The sequence below is a fragment of the Halopenitus salinus genome (genome assembly GCF_055397165.1).
The window spans coordinates 1424620-1445260 of record NZ_AP043853.1; the positions used below are offsets into that span (position 1 = coordinate 1424620).

The 20641-nt window shown below is 68.6% G+C and carries 24 protein-coding genes; 10 read left to right on the forward strand and 14 right to left on the reverse strand.

Features of this window, described 5'->3' with window-relative positions:
* The first annotated feature begins 209 nt into the window (after positions 1-209).
* Complete coding sequence (locus ACZ5YD_RS08975) at positions 210-650, forward strand: DUF5807 family protein (RefSeq protein ID WP_379742603.1); 441 nt, start codon at positions 210-212, stop codon at positions 648-650.
* A gap of 79 nt (positions 651-729) precedes the next feature.
* On the opposite strand, the gene ACZ5YD_RS08980 is transcribed toward ACZ5YD_RS08975, so the two are convergent.
* Both ACZ5YD_RS08980 and ACZ5YD_RS08985 read right to left on the reverse strand, forming a co-directional pair.
* Positions 730-2007 carry a DHH family phosphoesterase gene (locus ACZ5YD_RS08980; protein WP_379742605.1) on the reverse strand — a complete coding sequence of 426 codons (1278 nt, stop codon included), beginning with the start codon at positions 2005-2007 and terminating at the stop codon, positions 730-732.
* A 127-nt stretch (positions 2008-2134) separates the two neighbouring features.
* Entirely contained in the window at positions 2135-2563 is a 429-nt protein-coding gene (locus ACZ5YD_RS08985) for a universal stress protein (protein ID WP_379742608.1), read from the reverse strand.
* Between the two features lie 84 nt (positions 2564-2647).
* Between ACZ5YD_RS08985 and ACZ5YD_RS08990 the strand changes: the two genes are divergently transcribed.
* The gene (locus ACZ5YD_RS08990) at positions 2648-3097 is read left to right on the forward strand and encodes a universal stress protein (RefSeq protein ID WP_379742611.1); all 450 of its coding nucleotides are present in this window, start codon (positions 2648-2650) and stop codon (positions 3095-3097) included.
* Here the strand turns inward: ACZ5YD_RS08990 and ACZ5YD_RS08995 are convergent.
* The 4 genes from ACZ5YD_RS08995 to ACZ5YD_RS09010 form a co-directional block, all read right to left on the reverse strand.
* Positions 3089-3661, reverse strand: a complete 573-nt coding sequence (locus ACZ5YD_RS08995) for a GNAT family N-acetyltransferase (protein WP_379742614.1) — start codon at positions 3659-3661, stop codon at positions 3089-3091. The two genes, ACZ5YD_RS08990 and ACZ5YD_RS08995, sit on opposite strands and share 9 nt — an antisense overlap.
* Positions 3658-4026, reverse strand: coding sequence for a universal stress protein (locus ACZ5YD_RS09000; protein ID WP_379742617.1), 369 nt, complete (start codon positions 4024-4026; stop codon positions 3658-3660). The genes ACZ5YD_RS08995 and ACZ5YD_RS09000 overlap by 4 nt, the downstream gene beginning before the upstream one ends.
* A gap of 154 nt (positions 4027-4180) precedes the next feature.
* On the reverse strand, positions 4181-6631 hold the full coding sequence (locus tag ACZ5YD_RS09005; protein WP_379742620.1) for a heavy metal translocating P-type ATPase: 2451 nt from the start codon (positions 6629-6631) through the stop codon (positions 4181-4183).
* Positions 6632-6651: 20 nt separating this feature from the next.
* Entirely contained in the window at positions 6652-6843 is a 192-nt protein-coding gene (locus ACZ5YD_RS09010; RefSeq protein WP_379742623.1) for a hypothetical protein, read from the reverse strand.
* Between the two features lie 101 nt (positions 6844-6944).
* On the opposite strand from ACZ5YD_RS09010, the gene ACZ5YD_RS09015 reads away from it, so the two are divergent.
* The 5 genes from ACZ5YD_RS09015 to ACZ5YD_RS09035 all read left to right on the forward strand — a co-directional run bounded on the left by ACZ5YD_RS09015 (position 6945) and on the right by ACZ5YD_RS09035 (position 10125).
* Positions 6945-7121: a hypothetical protein gene (locus tag ACZ5YD_RS09015; RefSeq protein ID WP_379742626.1), complete on the forward strand. Its 177-nt coding sequence runs from the start codon at positions 6945-6947 to the stop codon at positions 7119-7121.
* Between the two features lie 3 nt (positions 7122-7124).
* Positions 7125-7652 carry a cytochrome c oxidase subunit II gene (locus ACZ5YD_RS09020; RefSeq protein ID WP_379742629.1) on the forward strand — a complete coding sequence of 176 codons (528 nt, stop codon included), beginning with the start codon at positions 7125-7127 and terminating at the stop codon, positions 7650-7652.
* Complete coding sequence (locus ACZ5YD_RS09025; protein WP_379742632.1) at positions 7645-9504, forward strand: b(o/a)3-type cytochrome-c oxidase subunit 1; 1860 nt, start codon at positions 7645-7647, stop codon at positions 9502-9504. Before ACZ5YD_RS09020 ends, ACZ5YD_RS09025 begins: the two co-directional genes overlap by 8 nt.
* The gene (locus ACZ5YD_RS09030; RefSeq protein WP_379742635.1) at positions 9504-9734 is read left to right on the forward strand and encodes a CbaC protein; all 231 of its coding nucleotides are present in this window, start codon (positions 9504-9506) and stop codon (positions 9732-9734) included. The genes ACZ5YD_RS09025 and ACZ5YD_RS09030 overlap by 1 nt, the downstream gene beginning before the upstream one ends.
* 151 nt (positions 9735-9885) lie before the next feature.
* On the forward strand, positions 9886-10125 hold the full coding sequence (locus tag ACZ5YD_RS09035) for a hypothetical protein (protein ID WP_379742638.1): 240 nt from the start codon (positions 9886-9888) through the stop codon (positions 10123-10125).
* A gap of 95 nt (positions 10126-10220) precedes the next feature.
* Here ACZ5YD_RS09035 and ACZ5YD_RS09040 read toward each other — a convergent pair whose 3' ends face one another.
* On the reverse strand, positions 10221-10682 hold the full coding sequence (locus ACZ5YD_RS09040) for a universal stress protein (protein WP_379742641.1): 462 nt from the start codon (positions 10680-10682) through the stop codon (positions 10221-10223).
* A gap of 109 nt (positions 10683-10791) precedes the next feature.
* On the opposite strand from ACZ5YD_RS09040, the gene ACZ5YD_RS09045 reads away from it, so the two are divergent.
* On the forward strand, positions 10792-12741 hold the full coding sequence (locus ACZ5YD_RS09045) for a 2-oxo acid dehydrogenase subunit E2 (RefSeq protein WP_379742644.1): 1950 nt from the start codon (positions 10792-10794) through the stop codon (positions 12739-12741).
* A 138-nt stretch (positions 12742-12879) separates the two neighbouring features.
* Here the strand turns inward: ACZ5YD_RS09045 and ACZ5YD_RS09050 are convergent, their stop codons facing one another.
* From ACZ5YD_RS09050 to ACZ5YD_RS09065, 4 genes are all read right to left on the reverse strand, one after another.
* Complete coding sequence (locus ACZ5YD_RS09050; protein WP_379742647.1) at positions 12880-14001, reverse strand: NAD(+)/NADH kinase; 1122 nt, start codon at positions 13999-14001, stop codon at positions 12880-12882.
* On the reverse strand, positions 14002-15009 hold the full coding sequence (locus tag ACZ5YD_RS09055; RefSeq protein WP_379742650.1) for an alpha-ketoacid dehydrogenase subunit beta: 1008 nt from the start codon (positions 15007-15009) through the stop codon (positions 14002-14004).
* Positions 15006-16052: a thiamine pyrophosphate-dependent dehydrogenase E1 component subunit alpha gene (locus ACZ5YD_RS09060; RefSeq protein WP_379742653.1), complete on the reverse strand. Its 1047-nt coding sequence runs from the start codon at positions 16050-16052 to the stop codon at positions 15006-15008. Before ACZ5YD_RS09060 ends, ACZ5YD_RS09055 begins: the two co-directional genes overlap by 4 nt.
* 210 nt (positions 16053-16262) lie before the next feature.
* Positions 16263-16823, reverse strand: a complete 561-nt coding sequence (locus ACZ5YD_RS09065) for a class I SAM-dependent methyltransferase (RefSeq protein WP_379742656.1) — start codon at positions 16821-16823, stop codon at positions 16263-16265.
* A gap of 102 nt (positions 16824-16925) precedes the next feature.
* Between ACZ5YD_RS09065 and ACZ5YD_RS09070 the strand changes: the two genes are divergently transcribed.
* On the forward strand, positions 16926-17723 hold the full coding sequence (locus tag ACZ5YD_RS09070) for a ZIP family metal transporter (RefSeq protein WP_379742659.1): 798 nt from the start codon (positions 16926-16928) through the stop codon (positions 17721-17723).
* A gap of 9 nt (positions 17724-17732) precedes the next feature.
* Here the strand turns inward: ACZ5YD_RS09070 and ACZ5YD_RS09075 are convergent, their stop codons facing one another.
* The 3 genes from ACZ5YD_RS09075 to ACZ5YD_RS09085 form a co-directional block, all read right to left on the reverse strand.
* Positions 17733-18017: a DUF7967 family protein gene (locus tag ACZ5YD_RS09075; protein ID WP_379742662.1), complete on the reverse strand. Its 285-nt coding sequence runs from the start codon at positions 18015-18017 to the stop codon at positions 17733-17735.
* Positions 18014-19129 (reverse strand): aminotransferase class V-fold PLP-dependent enzyme, encoded by a 1116-nt coding sequence (locus tag ACZ5YD_RS09080; protein WP_379742665.1) that lies wholly within the window; start codon positions 19127-19129, stop codon positions 18014-18016. The genes ACZ5YD_RS09075 and ACZ5YD_RS09080 overlap by 4 nt, the downstream gene beginning before the upstream one ends.
* Positions 19130-19496: 367 nt before the next feature.
* Positions 19497-19898, reverse strand: a complete 402-nt coding sequence (locus ACZ5YD_RS09085) for a helix-turn-helix domain-containing protein (protein ID WP_379742668.1) — start codon at positions 19896-19898, stop codon at positions 19497-19499.
* 289 nt (positions 19899-20187) lie between these two features.
* Here ACZ5YD_RS09085 and trxA point away from each other — a divergent pair, with 289 nt between their 5' ends.
* Entirely contained in the window at positions 20188-20547 is a 360-nt protein-coding gene (trxA, locus tag ACZ5YD_RS09090; RefSeq protein ID WP_379742671.1) for a thioredoxin, read from the forward strand.
* Positions 20548-20641: the final 94 nt, after the last annotated feature.

A 20641-nucleotide genomic window follows, 5' to 3' on the forward strand; every position in this document is an offset into this window, starting at 1 on the left:
GTGGCGAACAGGCGGCGCTCGCTGCCGCGGGACGTCGCGCCGCGCTACCTCGATCCGTCCCGCGGTGAAGGTCAGACGATGTGGCGGCTGGGCCGCGATCGTATATGAACCTTCACGGAATGGCCCGGAAGAGGGCCTTTGCGGGGTAGCCCGGAGGAAGGCCGCCGCGAGTACGCGCCCCTTTTAGGGCGGGAACGCCGACGTGGGGTATGAGCGACCTTGAGGAGTTCCTCGCGGGCGAGCGGCTCGAGGACGTCGTGTTGTTCGTCAGCGACGCGGAACTGGACGACGACTCGCGGCTTCGAAACGTCGGGGAGGATCGCGAAAACGGCGTCGTGATCGTCGTCGACGGCGAGCGAGGCCGATCCGCGTTCCAGGCGGGGACCGGAATGGACGCGATGGGGTTCACCCGGGAGGCGATGGGCACGACCGGCGAGATCGCCGTGACCCTCGACGATGCGACCTGTCCGGCGGCGGACGGGGAGGCCGACGAGGCGCACGAACTCGAGTTCGTGTTCGCCTTCGCCGAGGGAAAAAACGAGGAGGTCGGCGGCCTCTACGCCGAGGGCGACGTGATCCACGCGTACGCACACTGCTCGTGCGGGGAGAACTTCTCGCACAAGTGGGTCGTCGGCGAGCGCGAGGAGTGAAGGGCCGAGAACGGATCGACGAGGGGCGTGAACGGATCGACGAGAAGCGAAAGTGAGGAGGACGATCGAGGTGACGTCCTCACTCGGCGTCGTCGTCCGATCCGACCGACTCCGCCTCCTCGGCCACGGCCTCGAAGGCGCCGAGGATCAGCTTTCTCGCGGCCTGTCCCTCGGTGGTCCAGTGGTGTGCGTAATCGAGCATGTCCTCGTAGATGTCCGGCTTACAGCCGGCCGCCTTCGGATGGCCGCCGCCGTTCACTCTGCCGGCCACCTCGTGTGCGCGCTCGAACCCCTCCGAGCCGCGGATCGAGGCCGAACCGGCGGGCTTGACGATCACGGCGGCGTCGGCGCCGCGCTCGCGAAGCGTCTCCGCGACCTCGTTCTGTGAACACCGGCCGTAGGTGACCGCGACCGACCAGTCGCCGATCCCGTGGACCGCCGCGCGATCGACGGCGGCATCGATCCGATCCTGCTTCTCGACGCGACGGGACTCGAGGAATCGCCGAACCGGGTCGGGGAGGTCAACGCCGTAGGTCCCGACCATCGTGACGTACTCCTCGGGTGACGTCCAGTAGGCGTAGTCCGCGAGGTCGTCGGACCGGGGATCCTCTTTGATCCACAGGTCGTGATCGCGGGTGACCGCGGCGAGCTCGCCGAATCGGTCGCCGAGGTCGGCGTCGATCGATCGAAGCGTGACGTCGGCCGTACACTCCTCCTCGGAGTCACCGACGACGAGATCGACGCCCGCCTCGCGGACCGACTCGGCCGCCGACTCGTCCCACTGATGGTGGTCGAACCAGCGGGCGGTCCCCGCGACCTCGAGGAGATCGGAAAGCGGCTCCGCGATCCACTCGAACTCGTCGGGACACAGGTCACACACGTAGAGGTCGATTCCCGGTTCGGCGTACTCGGCGACGCGCTCGAAGGCGGTATCGAGCGAGTAGGGGCCGGCCGCGACGAGCGCGACCGCGGATCGCTCGTGGGGATCGTCCGCGTCGTCCGTCTCCGCCACTTCGTTCGTGTTCGCTGCGTCGTCCGCCTTCTCCGCGTCCTCCGTCTCCCCGTCGTCCGGGTCGATCGAACCAGCGGCCTCCTCCGAGAGCCGGTCCTCGATGTCGGCCTCGAAGCTCGCCACGTCGAGGGCGGCGTCGTAGCGTTCGCGGATCATCGCGGCGCACGCGAGCCCGTCGGCGTCGGCGTCGGCGATGACGACCACGTCGGCACCCTCGACCGCCTCGCGCGCCCGTCGTTCGGCGCGCTCGTCGTCGAGCGAGTCGGGGTAGAAGAAGCCCTTTCCGGGGAGGCGGGTGCGGCGCGAAAGCGGGATCGACCCGTCGTCGATGAGTTCGTCGTCCATGGCCCCACTCCGCCCGCGAGGTGGAAAACTCCGCCGTTGTTCGGACGGACGCGTTGAACGCCGGGCGAACGCGGATGCCGGTCGGAACGTACGCCGGCCGAACGTGGGCGTCGCCGGTCCCGACGCGTCACTCCTCGGAGAGCTGTCGAACGGTGAGGACGGGGACCGGACAGGTCCGAACGACGCGCTCTGCGACCGAGCCGATCAGGAACCGGTTCTCGCCGTGGCGGCCCCGCGTTCCGGTGGCGACGACGTCGGCGTCGACCTCGCGGGCGTATCCGGAGATCTCGGCGGCGGGTCGTCCCTCGCGGACGGCAGTCTCGACGCGAAGATCCGTGCGATCCGCGACGTCGGAAAGCGCCGACCGCCCCCGCTCGTCGAGGGCGTCACGGAGGTCCTCACGGACCGCCTCGGGGGAGGAGTCCACCTCGCCGCTGTCGATCACGTACAGCGCGTGGACCGCGGAGTCGAACCGGTCCGCGAGGTCCAACGCGACGTCGACGGCGCGGCGCACGCTGTCTGAGCCGTCGGTGGCGATGACGATCGTATCGAACATATCGGCCGTTCTCCGGCGCGGTGCTTAAAAGGGACGCTCCGTCGGACAGGGGGCTTTTTACCGGGGGATGACGACCGACCGAGTATGGCGAGCCTCGACATCGACCTGGTGTTGGCCCCCGTGGACGGCAGCGACGAGTCACAGCAGGCGGTCGAGTACGCGATCGCGGTGGCGAACGAGTACGACGCGACCGTCCACGCCGTCTACGTCCTCGGCGAGGACGTCGCCCGTGCGATCGAGACCGGCGCAGTCGACGAGTCGGCGGTGGCCGAGGACACGGAGGCGTTCACGGAGACGATCTTCGATCGGGCCGACGCGGCGAGCGTCGACGTCACGACGTCGATCGCCTATGGATTTTCGACCACGGTGAAGACGACCCACCCCGGAAGCGTGATCCTCGACACCGCGGAGGACGTCGACGCCGACTTCCTCGTGGTCCCCCGCGAGCCGGTCTCCGGCGATCCGGGGGAGGTGCTCGAGAAGGCGGCCGAGTACGTCCTGTTGTACGCGAGCCAGCCGGTTTTGTCAGTCTGAGTCGGGAGACGATCCGTCCGTCTCCTGCGGCTCGTTCAGTCGGAGCACCATCTCGATCTCGAAGCTCTCGGCGTCGGCGGTCTCGAATCCGATCTTCTCGTAGAGCCCGACCGCCGCGCGGTTCCAGCGTTCGACCGTCAACCAGACCGTCTCGACGCCCGCCGACTGGCCGTGGCCGAGCAGACAGCGGATGAGCCGGGTTCCGATGCCGGCCTCCTGGTAGGTCTGGTGGACGAAGATGGCCAACTCGTAGTGGCCGCCGTCCGCCGGGACGAGGGTGGCGTGGCCGGCGACGTCGTCGCCGTGCCAGGCGATCACGTTGTAACAGTCCCCCTCGAGGATCTGATCGAGCCACCGGCGGATCTCCTCGGAGCGGCTCGGGGGGATCCCCTGTGCCCTGTCGGCCGAATCGAAGTCGTCGTACATCTCGGCGAGGGCGTCGTGTTCCGCTTTTGAGCCGTCGTAGACGCGGATCTCGACGTGGCGTCCCTCGCGATCCTCGAACTCGAGGGGGGGACGAGGGAACTCGTCGGCGACCGCATCGGGGAAACGCGAGGGCGTCATCGGACCAGCGTGACGGTGGTCTTGGCGTTCAACAGCACGAACTCGGCGATGTTCCCGAGGGAGATCTTCCCCATCGGGCTCGTGTGACCGCCGCCGAGGACGATCTGGTCGAACCCCTCGCGCTCGGCGATGTCGACGATCTGGCTTCCGGGATCGCCTTCGACGTGGCGAACGTCCGCCTCGAGTTCGGCGTCCTCGAGCACCGACCGGACGCGTTCGACCACCTCCTCGTAGGAGCGATCGGAGTCGGGATTCTCGACCACGGCGACGACGAGATCGTCGCCCGCGGCCACCGCGCGGTCGATCGTGCGCTCGAGAGCCCGAAAGGAGTCCTCGCTGCCGCCGATCCCCAGGAGTACCTTCATACGCCCCCTCTCGATCGCCGGTCTCAAAAGCGTGTTCGTCGGCGACACCGAAACGCCCGAATCGAAGCCGGGACCGGGATCTCATCCCACGGGAACCGGAGTTCCAACCAACCGGGATCGGAGCCTCAACCAACCGAAACCGAAGTCGTGAGCTTCACCCCGTCGAAAGGATCGATCGGGCGGAGTTGGCCACGACGAGCAGGCTGCTCGCCCCCATCGCGACCGCGGCGAGAAGGGGATTTAACAGTCCCGCGACGGCGAGCGGGATCGCGACCGCGTTGTAGACGAGCGCCCACCCGAGGTTGGTCCGGATCCGCCGTCCGGTCCCGGCGGCCAGATCGAACAGCTCCGTGACCGCACCGAGACGGTCCTCGAGCACTATCGCGTCGGCGGCGTCGAGCGCGAGGTCGGTCCCGCTCGCGACCGCGATGCCGACCGTCGCCGCCGCGAGCGCCGGCGCGTCGTTGCTGCCGTCTCCCACCATCGCCACGGAGCGATCCGCCGCGAGCCGGGAGACCGTCGCCGCTTTCGCCTCCGGCGGGACGCCGGCGAAAACCCGGTCCACGTTCGGGTGCTCCTCGAAGCGTGCGGCCGATTCGGGACTGTCGCCCGTGAGGACGACGACCTCCATCCCGCGGTCGCGGAGGTCGGAGACGAACGCCTCCCAGCCGTCGCGAACGTCGTCGCCGACCGCGATGACGCCGCGTGCCGAGCCGTCCCAACCGACGAGAACGGGGACGTTCCCTCGGGTTCGAACGGAGTCGGCGGCGTCCGCGAGCCGGTCCGGGACCGCCCAGTCGTCGAACAGCGAGGGGTGGCCGACCCGTCGTTCGACCCCGTCGATCGAGGCGACGACGCCGCGGTCGTGAACGGTCGTCTCCGGACGGTCCGGCCGATCCCGGCCGGAAGACGGGCCCTCACGTGGTTCATCGACGTCATCGAGCGACTCCACACCGGATGGCTCCCGGTCCGAGAGACCGCCGTCGGAGCGGAGCCGATCGGCACCCTCGACGATCGCTTCGGCGATGGGATGCGGGGAGGCGCGTTCGAGCTCGACCGCTCGCCGGAGCAGTCGGTCGGCGGTGGTCCCCTCCGCCGTCTCGACGTCGAGCACCCGCATCTCGCCGTCGGTGAGCGTCCCGGTCTTGTCGAGGACGACGGCGTCGACGGACGTCGCCTCCTCGAAGAGGGCGTCGGAGGCGACGACGATCCCCCGCTCGGCCGCCTCGCGGATCCCGGCGGCGACGGCGAGCGGGGTCGCGAGCCCGAACGCGCACGGACACGAGACGATGAGCACGGTGAGGGCGACGAGCGCCGCGGCCGTCGGCGAGGAGCCGGTCGCGAGCCTGACGGCTCCGACGGCGAGGGCGGTGGCGGCGACGAGCGGAACGAACACGGTCGCGAGTCGGTCGGCGAGCCGCTGGGCGCCGGACCGGGAGCTCTGGACGTCCCACAGCAGCTCCACGAGGCGATCCAGCGTGCTCTCGGCGTCCTCACCGACGGCCACCACGAGCGGGGCGTCGGCCACGATCGTTCCCCCGCGAACCGCGTCGCCGGGGCGTTTCGTCTCCGGGATCGACTCGCCGGTGACGAGCGACTCGTCGACGGCGGCGACCCCCTCGACCACCGTCCCGTCGAGGGGAATCCGCTCGCCGGGGCGTACGCGAAGCCGCTGTCCGGGAGCGATCTCGGAGACGGTGACCTCCTCGCCGGAGGCCAGTCGGGCCGTCTCGTCCATCGCGGTCGTCAGATCGGAGAGCAGGCCGGTCGCCCGTCGTTTGATCCGGGTCTCGTACTGGCCGCCCGCGGTCACGACGAGGACCACGGCGATCGTCACGTCGAAGTACAGGTCGGTCTGCCCGAGAAACAGGGCGAGCGTGCTGTATCCGTACGATCCCGCGGCGGCCAGCGAGACGAGGAGATCCATGTTCGGCCGGCCGGCACGGAGGCTGACGTAGGCGCCACGGAGGATCGGAAATCCGGTGTAAAACAGCACGATGGAGGCGAACACCCAGATCTGCGCGAACAGGTAGCGTCCGGACACGCCGCCGAGTTCGAAGAGCGGGTCGTATCCGAAGTAGGTCGGGTACAAAAAGAGGACGTACCACAACATCGCCATCATCCCGAAGAGCCCGCCGCCGACCAGGAAGCGAACGACGTCGACGTCATCTCCGGTCTCCGACCGATCCGCGCGGTCGGTGGCGTGGTACCCCGCCGTCGAGAGGACCTCCTCGAGGTCGTTCGAGTCGATCCGTTCGGGGTCGTAGTCGACGCGGACGGTGTCCGTGGCGTAGCTCGCCGTCGCCGCCTCGACGCCCTCCGCTCGCCCGGCCGTCAACTCGAGGAACCGCTCGCAGGTCGCACAGTGCATCCCGTCGACGTGGAGATAGGTGGTCTCGAGGTCGGCGTCCCCGCCGTCCTCGCCCGCGCCCCCGCCACCGGCGGAGACATCGGCATCGACGTTCGCGGCCGCATCCTCCAGCTCCTCGAGCCCGCCGAGCGACCGGGCGACCTCAAGACAGCCGCGACAACAGAACTCGCCGTCGACGTCCGGGTCGGTGACGGGCTCGGCCGGCGTCGGGAGGTCACAGAGCGAACAGGACATTCAGGGGAACCGGAGGCGGATCACGAGGACGCCGCGGCGTGGGTCGAAGAGCCCGTCTCGCCGGACATCGCCCGGTGGAGGCTCGCGACGATGATGCAGACGTTGACGATCGCGAGCGCGATTGCCGGTTCTCCCCGGGAAGCGGCAAAGACCACCGCGGCCGGGATGGCGAGGAGCCCGACGAGCGGGACGTAGTGGGCGGGAAGGTCCATGATCACACGTGAGTCCTGCGATCATAAATAAACGAGGGGCGCGTCCCATCGTGCTGGATGGCCCTTCGAGTATAAGTGGATCGGTCCAGTAACTTTTGCCTATGGGAACGACAGAGACCGATGGGTCCGAACGGGCGGCGCTCCTCGAGGATCCGAAGTCGTTCGATCCGAAGGGGACCCTCGCGTTGATCTTGATGTACTTCGTCATCCTCGTGACGATGTGGGTGTACATCTACTTCGTGGAGTTCCTCGGAAACGACCTGATAGTGGTGGGGTGATCCATGCACGTCCACAGCTACGAGAAGATCTGGCTGGCGCTCGGACTGGGGCTCATCCTGCTGCTCATCGGTTCGGTGACGTACGGGGCCGTCGGACCGGGCGTCGCGATGGTCGCCGCCGACGAGCCGACCGTCGATCCGACCGCGCTCGACGAGGACGAGCGCTTCGCGGACCCGCGCGTCGAGCAGGTCGGCGAGAACGAGTACGAGGCGTACGTCGTCGCCTACCAGTTCGGGTTCGAACCGGACCCGATCGTGGTGCCGGCCAACAGCACGGTGACGTTCATGGTGACCTCCCGGGACGTCACACACGGCTTCGAGGTGGTGGGGACGAACGCGAACACGATGGTGATCCCCGGCGAGGTCTCGACGCTGACCGTCGAGACGAGCGAACCCACCGAGTACGGGATAATCTGTAACGAGTACTGCGGCGCCGCCCACCACGGCATGGAGGGGAAACTGGAAGTCGTCCCTCAAGAGGAGTTCGAGACGTCGAACGCGACCGAGTCGGGCGGTGATGGCGATGAGTGAGACGGGGGACGCCGCGGACGGGAGCGGAGGCGGCACCGCGGGCGGGAGCGGAGGCGGCACCGCGGGCGGAGCCGCGGACGGGAGCGAAAGCACGACGTCCGGCGACGCTGGGGAGACGTTCTACGACAAGTTCCCCGAGGAGGCGCGGATCGTCCGGGCCACGTTCCTCGGCGCGTTCCTCGCGTTCGCGATCGGGACGACGTTCGGGATCATTCAGACGCTCCACCGGACGGGGATCGCGCGGCCGTTCAGCTCGGTCGACTACTACACGTTCCTCACGGCCCACGGCGTCTTCTTGGTGTTGAGCTTCACCATCTTCTTCCTGGTCGGGGTGTTCACCTGGGCGCTCGTGCGGAGCCTCGATCGCCCGCTCGTGAACACGCGGTTCTCCTGGGCGTGGTACGGGCTGATGGCGACGGGGATGACGCTCACGGGGATCACGATCCTCGCCGGCTTCACGAGCGCCGTCGACTTGAGCGCCGACGTGCTGTTCACCTTCTACGCGCCGCTTCAGGCACACCCGCTCTTCTACGGCGGTCTCGCCGTCTTCCTCGTCGGAACGTGGCTGGCCGGACTCGACTGGTGGCGGACCTTCCTCGCCTGGCGGCGCGAGCACCCCGACGAGCGGATCCCGCTGCAGACGTTCATGGTGTTGACGACGATGATCATGTGGTACATCGCGACCTCGGCGCTCGCGATCTCCGTCCTCGTGTTCCTGCTGCCGTGGTCGCTCGGGCTGATCGACTCCGTCAACCCGACGCTGACGCGGACGCTGTTCTGGTTCTTCGGCCACCCGGTCGTCTACTTCTGGTTGATGCCGGCGTACCTGCTCTGGTACACCGTGTTGCCGTCGATCGCCGGCGGGCGGCTCTTCAGCGACCCGCTCGCTCGCGTGGTGTTCGTGTTGTTCCTGCTGCTTTCGACCCCGGTCGGGATCCACCACCAGTACCTCGATCCGGGGATCGCGGAGGGGTTCAAGTTCGTCGCGATGACGAACACGATGTTCCTGCTGTTGCCGAGCCTGTTGACCGCCTTCACGGTCGTCGCGAGCGTGGAGTACGGGGCCCGGGTCCGGGGCGGAACCGGCCTGTTCGGCTGGCTCCGGACGCTCCCGTGGCGTGATCCCGCGTTCACCGGGATGATGCTCGCCGGGCTGATGTTCGCCGCCGGCGGCTTCTCGGGGATGGTAAACGCCGGAATGAACATCAACTACCTCATCCACAACACGATCTGGGTGCCAGGCCACTTCCACCTCACCGTCGGAGCCGCCGTCGCGTTGACGTTCATGGCGGCGACCTACTGGCTGTGGCCCCAGATCACGAACAAGCCGATCTACAGCAGACAGATCGGCTTGGCCCAGGTCGTCCTGTGGTTCGCCGGGATGGCGCTCATGTCCAACGCGATGCACGCACAGGGGCTGCTCGGGGTGCCGCGACGGACGGCCGAGCCGGAGTACGCCGGCTTCGAGTACGGGACCGCGTTCGGCGGGTTCCAGGAGCTCAACCTCCAGATCGCCGTCGGCGGGACGATCCTCTTCGTCTCGGCCGTGATGTTCCTCAGCAACGTCATGTTGACGATGGGCAACAAGCGGACCGACGGGCTCGCGGAGACGATCGCCGATCCGATCTCCGGGTCCGACGACGCGCCGCTCGTGCTCGACAACATCCGTCTGTGGGGCGGGATCGCCGTCCTGCTCGTGATCCTGGCGTACGTGTTGCCGATCGCCGCCATCGTCGCTCGCGGCGGGCTCTTCGGGCCGGGCGGCGAGGCGTACCCGATGGTGCTCGAGGCGACGACCGGGACGGTGCGGAACGCGACCGAGTGGCTCGCCGCCAGCCGGGGGTGGATCTGATGGCGTTCGACGCGTCGGTGACTCGAGGGGGACTCCTCGTGGCGCTCTCCGTCCTCGGCGTCGGCCTCTACGAGTTCCGAACGCTGCTCGAGTTCCTCGGGATGAGCGTTCCCATCGTTCCGTATCTGATCGCCGTGGTCGTCCTGCTGTTCGGGATCTACTGGTACGTCTCCTTTTTCGACAAGTGGGAGACGGGATCGGAGATGGTCGAGGCGACCGACTCGAAGTGACGGACCGGGGTGATCGGACGAGATGAGTGGGCCGAGACGATCGGACGGGGTGAGTGGGGCGAGGTGAGCAGGGTTCGCGTCGGACCCACCGTTCCAGCGTTTCGAGAATCCCCGTCGTTCGTTTAAGAGTGGACGCGCTACGTCTACGTGTATGTCACAGAATCGATCGGTCTCCGAACTCGATCGGGCGATCAAGCTGATCGGCGCGGTGCTGCTCGGGGTCGCGGTCGTCCTCGGCGCGGTCGTCACGGCGATAACGGTCCTCGGCAGCGAGGCCATCTCCGTCTCTCCGAGCGGGATCGGGACGCTCGCGTTCGGGCTCGTGCTCGCGGCGCTCGTCCTCCTCGTCGGTCGTTCCGCCGGACGAGAGCGCGGCCGGATCGGCGGATAGGCGGGCGAACGGGCGACGGGCGAGTAGGCAAGCGGGCAGACGGGCGAGTAGGCAAGCGGATAGACGAGGGGGTGGGCGAGTGGACCGAACGGGAGCTATCCCGGGGTTTCGCTCCTCAAGGAGTCGGCGTTTCTGACGATGAGTACGTCGTAGGTCGTCCCGGCCGCGACGGTCGATCCGACGCTCGCCACGCCAGTGGCGATCCGGCCGGCGTTCTCGCTTCCGACGGCGACGACGGAGGCGTCGATATCGCGGGCGACCTCGCGGATGTGGGTCGCGATCTCGCCGGCGGTCGCGTATCGGTCGACGACGAGGTGTCGAAACTCCGCTTCGGCGGCGATCGCGTTCGTCCGCCCGCGGAGATCCGCGAGAACGGACCGGGCGTCGAACTCCTCGTCGGCGTCGATCCAGCCGCGTTCGCGGGCGTACCGACCGTTGTTCCGCGGCACGACCGCGAGGGCGACGACCGACTCGCCGAGGGCGTTCGCGAGTTCGACCGCGCGCTCGAGGGCCGCCTCCGCGAGCGCCCCGCCATCGAAGGGCACGAGGATCACCATGGTCGACCTTGGAACTGCGAACCGTTAAGTGGATTCGACGGCCCCGATTCGCGGGAACGATCGGTACGTTCACGGCCATAATTATAACGATCGACCCCGATGTTCCGGCATGGGATACGTCGTCAAGGTTCCGAAGCTGGGACTGGAGATGGACGCGGGAACCGTCGTTGAGTGGTTTCTCGAGGAGGGTGACTCGGTGGAGGCCGAGGAACCGATCGCCGAGATCGAATCCGAGAAGACGACCGCCGAGATCGACGCGCGCGAGGACGGGGTGCTCCGTCGGATCGTTCTCGCGGAGGGCGAGTCGGCGCCGCCGGGCGCGCCGATGGCGGTCGTCGCCGCGGCGGACGCCGACATCGCGGACCTGCTCGCGGAGGCTGGAGCGTCCGAGGGGGACGACGCCGAAGGTGCCGAGGCATCCGGGACCGAGGCGGCCGAAACCGGAGGTTCGGTCGGCGAGGCCGAGCCCGAAGCGGGTGACGATCGCGGGCAAGCGACCGCCGGGTCCGGAGGCGGAAAGATCTCGCCGCGCGCGCGAAAGCGCGCCGACGAGCTCGACATCGATCCGGCGACGGTCTCCGGAAGCGGGCCGGGCGGCGCGGTGACCGAGGAGGACGTCGAGCGGGCCGCCGAGGGCGGGACGGAGGCGGGAACCACGGATGCGGACGCCGAGACGGGCGCGGGCGAGGAGCCGGAGAAAGTCTCGCCGCGCGCACGCAAACGCGCGGACGAACTCGGGGTCGATCTCTCGACGGTGACGGGAACGGGACCCGGCGGTGCCGTGACCGCGGAGGACGTCGAGGCCGCAGCGGAACGTGCGGGGGAGGAGGAACCCTCCGACGTGGCGGCGGGCGGCCAGGACGAGGAGGGACGCACCGTCGTCGAGGAGCGTCCGCTCGACGGAATGCGACGGACGATCAGCTCGCGGCTCGGCGAGAGCTACCGGAACGCCGTCCACGTCACCGAACACCGGACCGCCGACGCCGGATCGCTGCGGCGGGCGGCGAAGGCCGCCACGGCGGTCCACGGCACGGACGTCTCGGTGACCGACGTGCTGGTGAGCGCCCTCTCCGCCGCGCTCGAGGAGCACCCGGCGTTCAACGCGACCTTCGAGGAGGAGGTCCACCGGCTGTACGCCGACCGGAACGTCGCCCTGGCCGTCGACGTCGACGACGGGCTGATCACGCCCGTGATCGGGAACGTCGAGGAGCGGTCGATCGCGGAACTGGCCGACGAGCGCCGCCGGATGACCGACCGCGCGCTCTCCGGGGAGTTCACGATGGACGACCTCTCGGGCGGGACGTTCACGGTCTCGAACCTCGGGCTCCTCGGCGTGGAGTCCTTCGATCCGATCATCAACCCGCCGCAGGTGGCGATACTCGGGGTCAACGCGCTCTCGGAGCGGGCCGTCGCCCGGGACGGGGAGGTCGTCGTTCGAGAGGTGTTGCCGCTCGATCTCTCGTTCGACCACCGCGTCGTCGACGGGGCGGACGCCGCCCGGTTCCTCGCCACGCTCGTCGAGCGCCTCGAGAACCCGTGGCCGCTCCTCGATGGCGTCTCGCCGAGCGACGCACCGGCGGCCGTCGCGGCCAACGAGGGGAACGACGATCCGGCGGCCGACGCGGTGAACGAGGGTGACGGCGTGCGGGCACTTCCCGAACGGAACGCGACCGCGAGCCTCGATCCGGACCTCTCGGGGACCGTGACGGCCGGCGGCTACGAGTGGCCCTTCGACGTCACGCCCGAGTTCGGGGGCGGACGTCACCCGACCCCGATCGACTACTTCACGGGCGCGCTCTCCGCGTGCCTCTCGGCGAGCATCGGCGTGCAAGCGGACATGCGCGAGATCGCCTTCGAGGGGATCGAGGTGAGCGCGGAAAGCGAGCCCGCGGAGGGTTCGGTGGAGTCGATCGACCTCGAGGTGGCGCTCTCGGGGGTCGATGACGCCGACGACGACGCCCTCGATCGGATCGTAACCGGCGGCGAGCGGACCTGTCACGTCGCCGAGCTGCTCCGCGAGGACCTCGAAGTGACCGTGAGCTGGCGACGGGCGGACTGATCGGCTCGACACGAGGCATTTCGAGTTCCGGGGGCGCCGTCACCGCATCTCCATCACCGAATCGCCATCACCGCATCGCCATCATCGTACCCCCAACCACCGCTTTGCCGCCACCACTTCACCGCCACCGCACCGTCATCACCGCATCACCTCCACGTCGGCCGGCCGAAACGTTCCCGCGTCGATCGCGGCCTCGAACGCCGCCTCGACGTCGACGAGCCGCGGCCCCTCGTCGTGGACCCTGAAGGTGACCTCGGCGTCGGAGACCTCCCGCTCGCGCTCGCCGTCGGCGGTGATCACGCCGCGGTCGACGTACACGGTCCAGGGCTCGCCGGCGTCGATCCGCCTGCAGGTCCCGACGGTCACGGTCTCGACGACGCCGGGGACGGTGATGGCCCGGACGGTCCGAGGCGAGCCGCCGTCGCGGAACCGGAGGCCCACGCCGCCGGGAGCGTCGGGCGCACAGGGCTCGATCCCGCCGGCGATCCCCGAGAGGCCGATCTCGGCGGGGAACGCCCGCGAGGTGACGCCGGCGACGAACTCCGAGACGTCGAGCACCGCCCGCGTGCCGATGAAGGGTCGATCGAGCAGCCCCATCGTCGCGAGCCCCGAGACCGTCCCCTCGCCCGAGGCGCCGGCGACGGTCGCGGAGAGGGTCCCGTGGCGCGTGGTGACCGCGCTCGGATCGGCCGCGCCGGAGGCGACGAGGCCGGCAGCCGCGCCGGCGACGGTCCCGTCGACGGGCGTCGGGACGACGTTGTTCGTGCCGGTCGAGACGCTGACCATCGGGACCTCGCCGATCGCGGTCGAGACGTCGCGGTTGGTGCCGTCGCCGCCGAGCACGACGACCGCGTCGGCGACCTCCCGAAATCGCCCCGCCGCAGTCCGAGTGTCCTCGGGTCCGCCCTCGATCGACATCTCGAGCAGGGAGACGTCGATTCCCGCCGCCGCGAGATCGCCGTCCGCGTCGACGTTGCCGACGATCCGCTGGCCGAGCTCGGCGCGGTCGGGCATCACGAGTGCGTCGACCGGATCGGGCGCGAGCTGCAGCCCGGCGAGAACGCACTCCGCGGTCCGGCGTTTGGCATAGTTGTCGCTGACGCTCGCGCCGCCGGTGAGCCGGCGGATGTCGCGGCCGGCGGCCGGGTTGACGATCAGTCCGACCGTCGGGGCGTGCGAGGACGAATCGTCGGTCGGGGACGAATCGTCGGTCGGGGACGAACCGCCGGATGAAGGGGAGACGGAGTCGTCCTCAGCCATTCAGGACAACCGCCCGACCGCCGCGATCACGTCCTCCGAGTCGGGGAGCACCTCGTTCTCGAGCGGCTGGCTGAAGGGGATGTGGGTGTCGGGAACCCCGACGCGTTCCGGCGGCGCATCGAGCGTGTAGAAGCCGTGCTCGACGAGCCGCGAGAGCACCTCGGCGTGGACGCCGTAGGAGACCGGGCTCTCGTCGGCGATGACGACCCGCCCGGTCTTCGCGAGGCTCTCCGTGATCGTGTCGGTGTCGAGCGGGTACAGCGACCGGAGGTCGATCACCTCGAGATCGACGTCGCCCGCGAGCTCCTCCGCCGCCTGCAGCGACTCGCCGACGAGGCGCTGGGTGGCGATCACGGTCACGTCCTCGCCCTCGCGCTCCACGCCCGCCTCGCCGATGGGGAGCGTGAAGTCCGGGTCGGTGGGGACCTCGCCGGACTGCTCGTAGATCATCTTGTTCTCGAAGAAGAACACGGGGTCGTTCGACCGGATCGCGGTCTTCAACAGCCCCTTTGCGGCCGCGGGCGTTCCCGGAGTGACGGCGATGAGCCCGGGGAAGTGGGCGAACCACGTGTGGACCGTGCCGGAGTGCTGGCTGGCCGCGCCCATGCCGCCGCCCTCCGTCGTCCGGACGGTGACGGGCATCTCCGTCTTCCCGCCGAACATGTAGCGCATCTTGGCCATCTGGTTCATCGTCTGTTCCATCGAGACGCCGAGGAAGTCCGAGAACATGATCTCGACGATGGGCCGCGATCCGGCGGCCGCAGAGCCCACCCCCGCGCCGAGGAATCCGGCCTCGCTGATCGGCGTGTCCCGGACTCGCCCCTCGCCGAACTCCTCCAAGAGCCCGTCGCTGACGTCGAAGACGCCGCCGAAGAGGCCGACGTCCTCGCCCATGAGGAAGACGTCCTCGTCGCGTTGCATCTCCTCGCGCATGGCGGCGCGGATGGCCTCGCGGACGGTCATCGTCTCCGTGTTCGAGGCGCTGCTGACGTCCGAGTCGACGCTCATCGACCCTCACCTCCCCTGGTGCCGCCGTCGGCACGGGCGCCGCCGGCGTGCATGTGCAACTCGGGGACGGCGACGTCGAACATGTCCTCGTAGGCCTCGCTCGGGTCGGGGTCGGTGGCGTCCTGGGCGAACGCGACCGCCTCCTCGATCTCCGCGGCCGCCTCCGAGCGCAGCTCCTCGACGGCCGATTCGTCCAACACGCCGGCGTCGACGAGCCGGCCGGAGAAGGAGTCGATCGGGCACCGCTGGCGCCACTCCTCGACGTCGTCCTCGTCGCGGTAGGGCTGGTGGTCGCCCTCGAAGTGGCCGCGATAGCGGTAGGTGTTCGCCTCGATGAAGGTCGGTCCCTCGCCGGCGGCGGCGCGCTCGCGGGCGCGCTCGACCGCCTCGTAGATCGCCGTGACGTCCATCCCGTCGACGGAGAATCCGGGGATGTCGTAGGCCTCCGCGGTCTCGCTGAGGTTCTCGAGGTTGTGTTGCTTCTCGACGGGGGTCCCCTCGCCGAACTGGTTGTTCTCGACGAGGAAGACGGCCGGCAGGTCCCACGTCGCGGCGAGGTTGATCGCTTCGTGTACCTGGCCCTGCGCGACGGCGCCGTCGCCGAAGAACGCCAGCGCGACCCGGTCCTCGTCCTTTTGGGCCGCCGAGAGCGCCGCGCCGGTGGCCAGCGGCGGGCCCGCGCCGACGATCCCGTTCGCGCCGAGCATCCCGGCGTCGACGTCGGCGATGTGCATCGAGCCGCCCTTGCCGTTGCAGTAGCCCTCGCGTTTGCCGTAGAGTTCGGCCATCATCCGTTTCGGGTCGAGCCCCTTCGCGATGCAGTGGCCGTGGCCCCGGTGTGTGCTCGCGATGTAGTCGTCCGGCTCAAGCGCGGCACAGGCGCCGACGCCGACCGCCTCCTCGCCGATATAGAGGTGAACGAAGCCCGGGATCTCCCCGTCGGCGAATCGGTCGCCGGCCATCTCGTCGAACTCGCGGATCAGCATCATCCGGCGGAGGATCTCGCGTTGTCCCTCCTCGGATTCGATGTCTATGGTTACCATACAAACATAATGTTCGTTCGTGTAATATTAGCGTTTGCCCCAAATATAAGAATGCGGATAGAAAGGGAAGTCGGCGGACCGTAAACGACGGACGGCGGACGGTAGACGGCGGATTGCGGATTGTGGACTGCGGACTGTGGATTGCGGATTACGGATTACGGATTGCGGACGGTAGACGGTGACGACGGGCGGCGAAGAGGCCGCCGGAAGCTACGGCGCGACGGCGACGAGCAGGAAGGTCTCCGGACGGTCGTCGACGCGCTCGATCTCGAATCCGCCGGCGCGAAGCGCGTCCGCGGCCGCCTCGGAGTCGTATCGCTCGTCGATCGGCGGTCCGGCCTCGCCGGCGCCGTCGGCGCTCCAGTCGACGACGACGAGGCGTCCCCCGGGTTCGACGACGCGGGCGATCGTCTCCACCGCCTCCGGGCTCGCGAACTCGTGGTAGGTCATCGTCGAGAAGGCCCCCGAGAGGGCATCGGTCTCGAAGGGGAGGTCGGCGACGTCGCTCGCGAGGAGTTCGACGTTGTCGGGAACGCCCTTCCGTCGGTAGAACTCGTGCATCTCGGATTGGACGTCGACGGCGTGGACGGTCCCGACGTGGGGTGCGACGTCGTCGGTGAAGAAGCCGGTTCCGCTGCCGAGATCGGCGATCACGGCGTCCGGACCGGGATCGATCGCGGCGAGCAGCTCCTCGCGGGAGAGGTATCGGTAGCGTTTTCCCGCCTCCTCAAGTCTCGCCGCGCGGTCGGCGTCGAAGGTGTGAAACCCCATGTCCGCGGTTGGGTCCCGAGCGTGAAAATCGGTCGGGTCGAGGGGCGCCGTCGCCACGTTCGGGGGGAGGTTTATATCCGATATCCGATAACGATCGGACGAATGGCGCTTCTCGAGAACCTCGTCGTGGTGTTCGTCGCGGGGTTCATCACGGCGCTCGCGACGGGGATCGGCGCGCTCCCGTTCTTCTTCTTCGAGGAGATCGGTGACCGCTGGACCGTCGTCCTCTGGGGGCTCGCCTCGGGGATCATGGTCTCGGCGTCGCTGTTCGGGCTGATCGACGAGGGGCTCTCGGAGGGGACCCCGCTGGAGATCGCGATCGGCATGGCCGCCGGCGTCGTCCTCGTCGTGATCGCCCACGAGGTGTTGATGGACGTCGATATCGACCCGCGCGAGTACGAGGAGGCCGACTTCAAGAAGCTCGTGTTGATCCTCGGCGTGTTGACCGTCCACAGCTTTCCGGAGGGGATCGCCGTCGGCGTCTCCTTCGCCGACCTCGGGCTCGCGGGCGGGATCGGGATCGTCGGGTTCACCGTCCCGATCCTGGCCGTGTTCATGACGATCGCGATCTCCATCCACAACGTCCCGGAGGGGACGGCGATCTCCATCCCGCTGAAGGCCATGGGCGTGCCGAAGTGGCGGATGGTCTGGTGGGCGGTCTTCTCGAGTCTGCCCCAGCCGATCGGCGCCGTGATCGCCTTCGCGTTCGTCCGGATCGCCCGCCGGTTGCTCCCCTACGGGTTCGGGTTCGCCGCGGGCGCGATGATCTACCTCGTCCTCACGGAGTTCCTGCCGGAGGCGCTGTCGATCGGCGAGCCGCTCCCGCACGGGGGCAAACGCGAACTCGCGGGCGGCGTCGCCCTCGGCGTTGCGGTGATGGTTCCGCTCGCGTTCGTCTGAACGGGGAGGTCAAACGGGATCGTCCGGATCGTGTTCGGCCGCCATTCGCGAGGCCTCCCCGGAATAGCGCTCTCGAAGCGACGGGTCGTCGACGTCGCCGAGGTCATCGGGGTCGACCTCGATCGCGGCGGTCGTATCGCGCACGTCCGAAAAGCTCGTCAGCGCGCGCTCCTTGCGGAAGTACCGGTCACCCTCGGTCGTCGCGTAGACGAGGATGACCACGTTCTGTTCGTCGTCGGAGTAGGTCCGCTCGACGAGCCAGACGCGAACCCGATCGTCGGAGGCCACGGTCACCACTCCGCGGAGAGCGCATCGAGGAGGCGATCGACGTCGTCCTCGGTGTTGATCGCGTGGACGGACGCCCGGATGGCCTCCGGGAACGGGAGGTCGCGAACGCGGATCTCCTCGGACGCGAGGCGTTCGACGGTCGCGGCCGGGTCGTCGACGTCGATCGTCACGAGACCGGACTCGGGGTCGGCGGGGCTCAACAGTCGATCCGCGGGGACGCCGTCGGCAAGTCGACCGGCGAGGGCGCCGATCCGGTCCTCGATGCGGTCGAGCCCGACCGTCTCGACGATCCCGATCGCCTCCTGCAGCCCGACGTGTGGGGCCGGGTTCGCGGTTCCCACCTCGAATCGGCGGGCTCCCTCGGCGAGCTCGTAGGGGTCCGCGGTCGGCGTCTTCACGCTCCGATAGCCGAGGGACCGAGGATGGAGCGCGTCCACGGCGTCGGACGCGACGTACACGAATCCGCCGCCCCACGGGCCGAGCAGCCACTTGTGGCCGGCCGCGGCGACGGCGTCGGCGCCCCACGTCCCGACGTCCATCGACGTCTGGCCCGGCACCTGGACGGCATCGACGAGCGCGAAGGCGCCGGCATCGTGGGCGATGTCGACGAGGTCGGCCACGGGAAGCCGGGTGCCGTGCGTCCAGGTGAGGGCCGAAAAACAGACGAGCCGCGCGTCGGCGACCGCCGCCGCGAACTCGTCTGGATCGATCCGGCCGTCCCTCGTCGGAACGACGCGGACCTCGACCCCCTCGCGTTCGAGCCGCTGCCAGGGGAGGATCCCGGCCGGGTGTTCGAGGTCGGTCCGAACGACGACGTCGCCCGGATCCCAGTCGATCGCGCCCGCGATGGCGTTGATCCCGGCGGTGGTGCTCTCGGTGAGCCCGATCTCGGAGGGGTCGGCGCCGACGTGATCGGCGACGGCCTCCCGGGTCCGATCGAACGCGTCGGCGGCCGTCTCGTAGGGGTTCGTCCGCGCCGGCGCGTCGTACTCGTGCGTGTGGAGGAACGATTCGGCAGCCTCCACGACGGGTCGCGGGCTGGGGCCGTGTGCGCCGTAGTTCAGGTAGACGGACTGCTGAAGCGCCGGCACCTCGGCGCGGAGGTCGAGCGGAGTCATGGTCCCTCCGGCGACGAGCGGGACGATGGCGGGGATCCCGATCGCGGCGAACGCGGGGTTCCCGACGAGCGCGGCGAGCAGTTCTGCGTCTCGGCCCGGGTCGGCGGTTTCATCGACCGAGGATACGCCCGCCTCGCGTATTACTGTTTGTGTGTATTGTACAATACTTATTCATCATCGACGGACGGTCGACCTGGCGGACGAACACGCCGATCGAGGACGGACGAAACGCGAAAAAGGGACCGAGGTGGAGCCGGAAACGGGACGGGAAGCGGAGGTGAGGCCGGAAACGGGAGCGAGAAGGGGAGAGAGATGGAATCGAAAACGGGAGCGAGAAGCGAGGTACGGCGGGTTACTTCGCCCGCGATCAGCTCTCGGCGGTCGCCGGGGCGTCGGCGTCCTCGTACTTCGTCTCGAACTCCTGAATGAGCTGTCCCATCTTCGCGTACCAGTCGTTGAGCATGCGCTGCATGTCGTCGGCGATCTTCGAGGGGTCCGTCGGCGAGTAGACGTGGTAGTAGCCGCCCTGGTCGTAGTTCACCTGCTCCTTTTGTATGAAGCCCGTCTGCAACAGCCGCTGGACCGCACGATAGGCCGTCGATCGCTCCCGGTCGACCGCCTCCGCGACCTCGTCGACGGTGAGCGGCTCCCCGGCGTCGACGAGCGCGCGAAAGCACTCGCGATCGAGCTGCTTGAGGCCGTGAAAGCACTCGAGGAGCCCCTCACACTCCATGTCACGCTGGAGCTGTTCGGACATCGAATCTGGCATGTGTACGGATCGATACGTCGTCAGGGGTTAAAAGATTTGTGTAGAAAATGTACAATTCCATTCCGACGCTGAGTCGAATATCGGCACGAACGCCGACGACGGAGGGAACGCGTGTTTCGGGACGAAGACGGAGACGAACGGCGGAAAACGCGGAATGCGTGCGGGATGGAGCGAAGGGAGGACACGCGTGGCGTCGCCGACCGACGGTTGGAACGCCGGCGAACGTGTACATCTATATTGTTCAAACTACCCAAAACTCTTAATTACGACGGCGGCCTACCGAAGGGTGATGGCAACGACATCAGGTTCCGATTCGAGCGGCGTCTCCCACGATGAACCGGTTCACGTCGACGACGAGCAAGCCCTCACGAAGCTCGTCGAGGGTGGCGGCGTCGTCCTCGTGGACTTCTATGCCGACTGGTGCGGTCCGTGCCAGATGCTCGAGCCGGTCGTCGAGACGCTGGCCGACGAGACCGACGCGACGGTCGCGAAGGTCGACGTCGACGCCAACCAGACGCTCGCGAGCACCTTCGGCGTCCGCGGCGTTCCGACGCTCGTGCTCTTTGCGGACGGCGAGCAGGTCGAGGAGATCGTCGGGGCCCAGCCCGAAGAGCGGCTCCGATCGCTCGTCGAGAAGTACGCCGCGTAGGACCGGGAATCGACTCGGGACGGGAATCACGACGGGAACGAGGCGAGTTCACGTGTTCGTGGACGGCTCGCCGGCTTCCCGGTCGGTCGACGGG

Bases quoted from the DNA above. Each gene is read 5' to 3' on its own strand.
- ACZ5YD_RS08975 (WP_379742603.1), top strand. From the start codon at position 210: ATGAGCGACCTTGAGGAGTTCCTCGCGGGCGAGCGGCTCGAGGACGTC.
- ACZ5YD_RS08980 (WP_379742605.1), bottom strand. From the start codon at position 2,007: ATGGACGACGAACTCATCGACGACGGGTCGATCCCGCTTTCGCGCCGC.
- ACZ5YD_RS08985 (WP_379742608.1), bottom strand. From the start codon at position 2,563: ATGTTCGATACGATCGTCATCGCCACCGACGGCTCAGACAGCGTGCGC.
- ACZ5YD_RS08990 (WP_379742611.1), top strand. From the start codon at position 2,648: ATGGCGAGCCTCGACATCGACCTGGTGTTGGCCCCCGTGGACGGCAGC.
- ACZ5YD_RS08995 (WP_379742614.1), bottom strand. From the start codon at position 3,661: ATGACGCCCTCGCGTTTCCCCGATGCGGTCGCCGACGAGTTCCCTCGT.
- ACZ5YD_RS09000 (WP_379742617.1), bottom strand. From the start codon at position 4,026: ATGAAGGTACTCCTGGGGATCGGCGGCAGCGAGGACTCCTTTCGGGCT.
- ACZ5YD_RS09005 (WP_379742620.1), bottom strand. From the start codon at position 6,631: ATGTCCTGTTCGCTCTGTGACCTCCCGACGCCGGCCGAGCCCGTCACC.
- ACZ5YD_RS09010 (WP_379742623.1), bottom strand. From the start codon at position 6,843: ATGGACCTTCCCGCCCACTACGTCCCGCTCGTCGGGCTCCTCGCCATC.
- ACZ5YD_RS09015 (WP_379742626.1), top strand. From the start codon at position 6,945: ATGGGAACGACAGAGACCGATGGGTCCGAACGGGCGGCGCTCCTCGAG.
- ACZ5YD_RS09020 (WP_379742629.1), top strand. From the start codon at position 7,125: ATGCACGTCCACAGCTACGAGAAGATCTGGCTGGCGCTCGGACTGGGG.
- ACZ5YD_RS09025 (WP_379742632.1), top strand. From the start codon at position 7,645: ATGAGTGAGACGGGGGACGCCGCGGACGGGAGCGGAGGCGGCACCGCG.
- ACZ5YD_RS09030 (WP_379742635.1), top strand. From the start codon at position 9,504: ATGGCGTTCGACGCGTCGGTGACTCGAGGGGGACTCCTCGTGGCGCTC.
- ACZ5YD_RS09035 (WP_379742638.1), top strand. From the start codon at position 9,886: ATGTCACAGAATCGATCGGTCTCCGAACTCGATCGGGCGATCAAGCTG.
- ACZ5YD_RS09040 (WP_379742641.1), bottom strand. From the start codon at position 10,682: ATGGTGATCCTCGTGCCCTTCGATGGCGGGGCGCTCGCGGAGGCGGCC.
- ACZ5YD_RS09045 (WP_379742644.1), top strand. From the start codon at position 10,792: ATGGGATACGTCGTCAAGGTTCCGAAGCTGGGACTGGAGATGGACGCG.
- ACZ5YD_RS09050 (WP_379742647.1), bottom strand. From the start codon at position 14,001: ATGGCTGAGGACGACTCCGTCTCCCCTTCATCCGGCGGTTCGTCCCCG.
- ACZ5YD_RS09055 (WP_379742650.1), bottom strand. From the start codon at position 15,009: ATGAGCGTCGACTCGGACGTCAGCAGCGCCTCGAACACGGAGACGATG.
- ACZ5YD_RS09060 (WP_379742653.1), bottom strand. From the start codon at position 16,052: ATGGTAACCATAGACATCGAATCCGAGGAGGGACAACGCGAGATCCTC.
- ACZ5YD_RS09065 (WP_379742656.1), bottom strand. From the start codon at position 16,823: ATGGGGTTTCACACCTTCGACGCCGACCGCGCGGCGAGACTTGAGGAG.
- ACZ5YD_RS09070 (WP_379742659.1), top strand. From the start codon at position 16,926: ATGGCGCTTCTCGAGAACCTCGTCGTGGTGTTCGTCGCGGGGTTCATC.
- ACZ5YD_RS09080 (WP_379742665.1), bottom strand. From the start codon at position 19,129: ATGACTCCGCTCGACCTCCGCGCCGAGGTGCCGGCGCTTCAGCAGTCC.
- ACZ5YD_RS09085 (WP_379742668.1), bottom strand. From the start codon at position 19,898: ATGCCAGATTCGATGTCCGAACAGCTCCAGCGTGACATGGAGTGTGAG.
- trxA (WP_379742671.1), top strand. From the start codon at position 20,188: ATGGCAACGACATCAGGTTCCGATTCGAGCGGCGTCTCCCACGATGAA.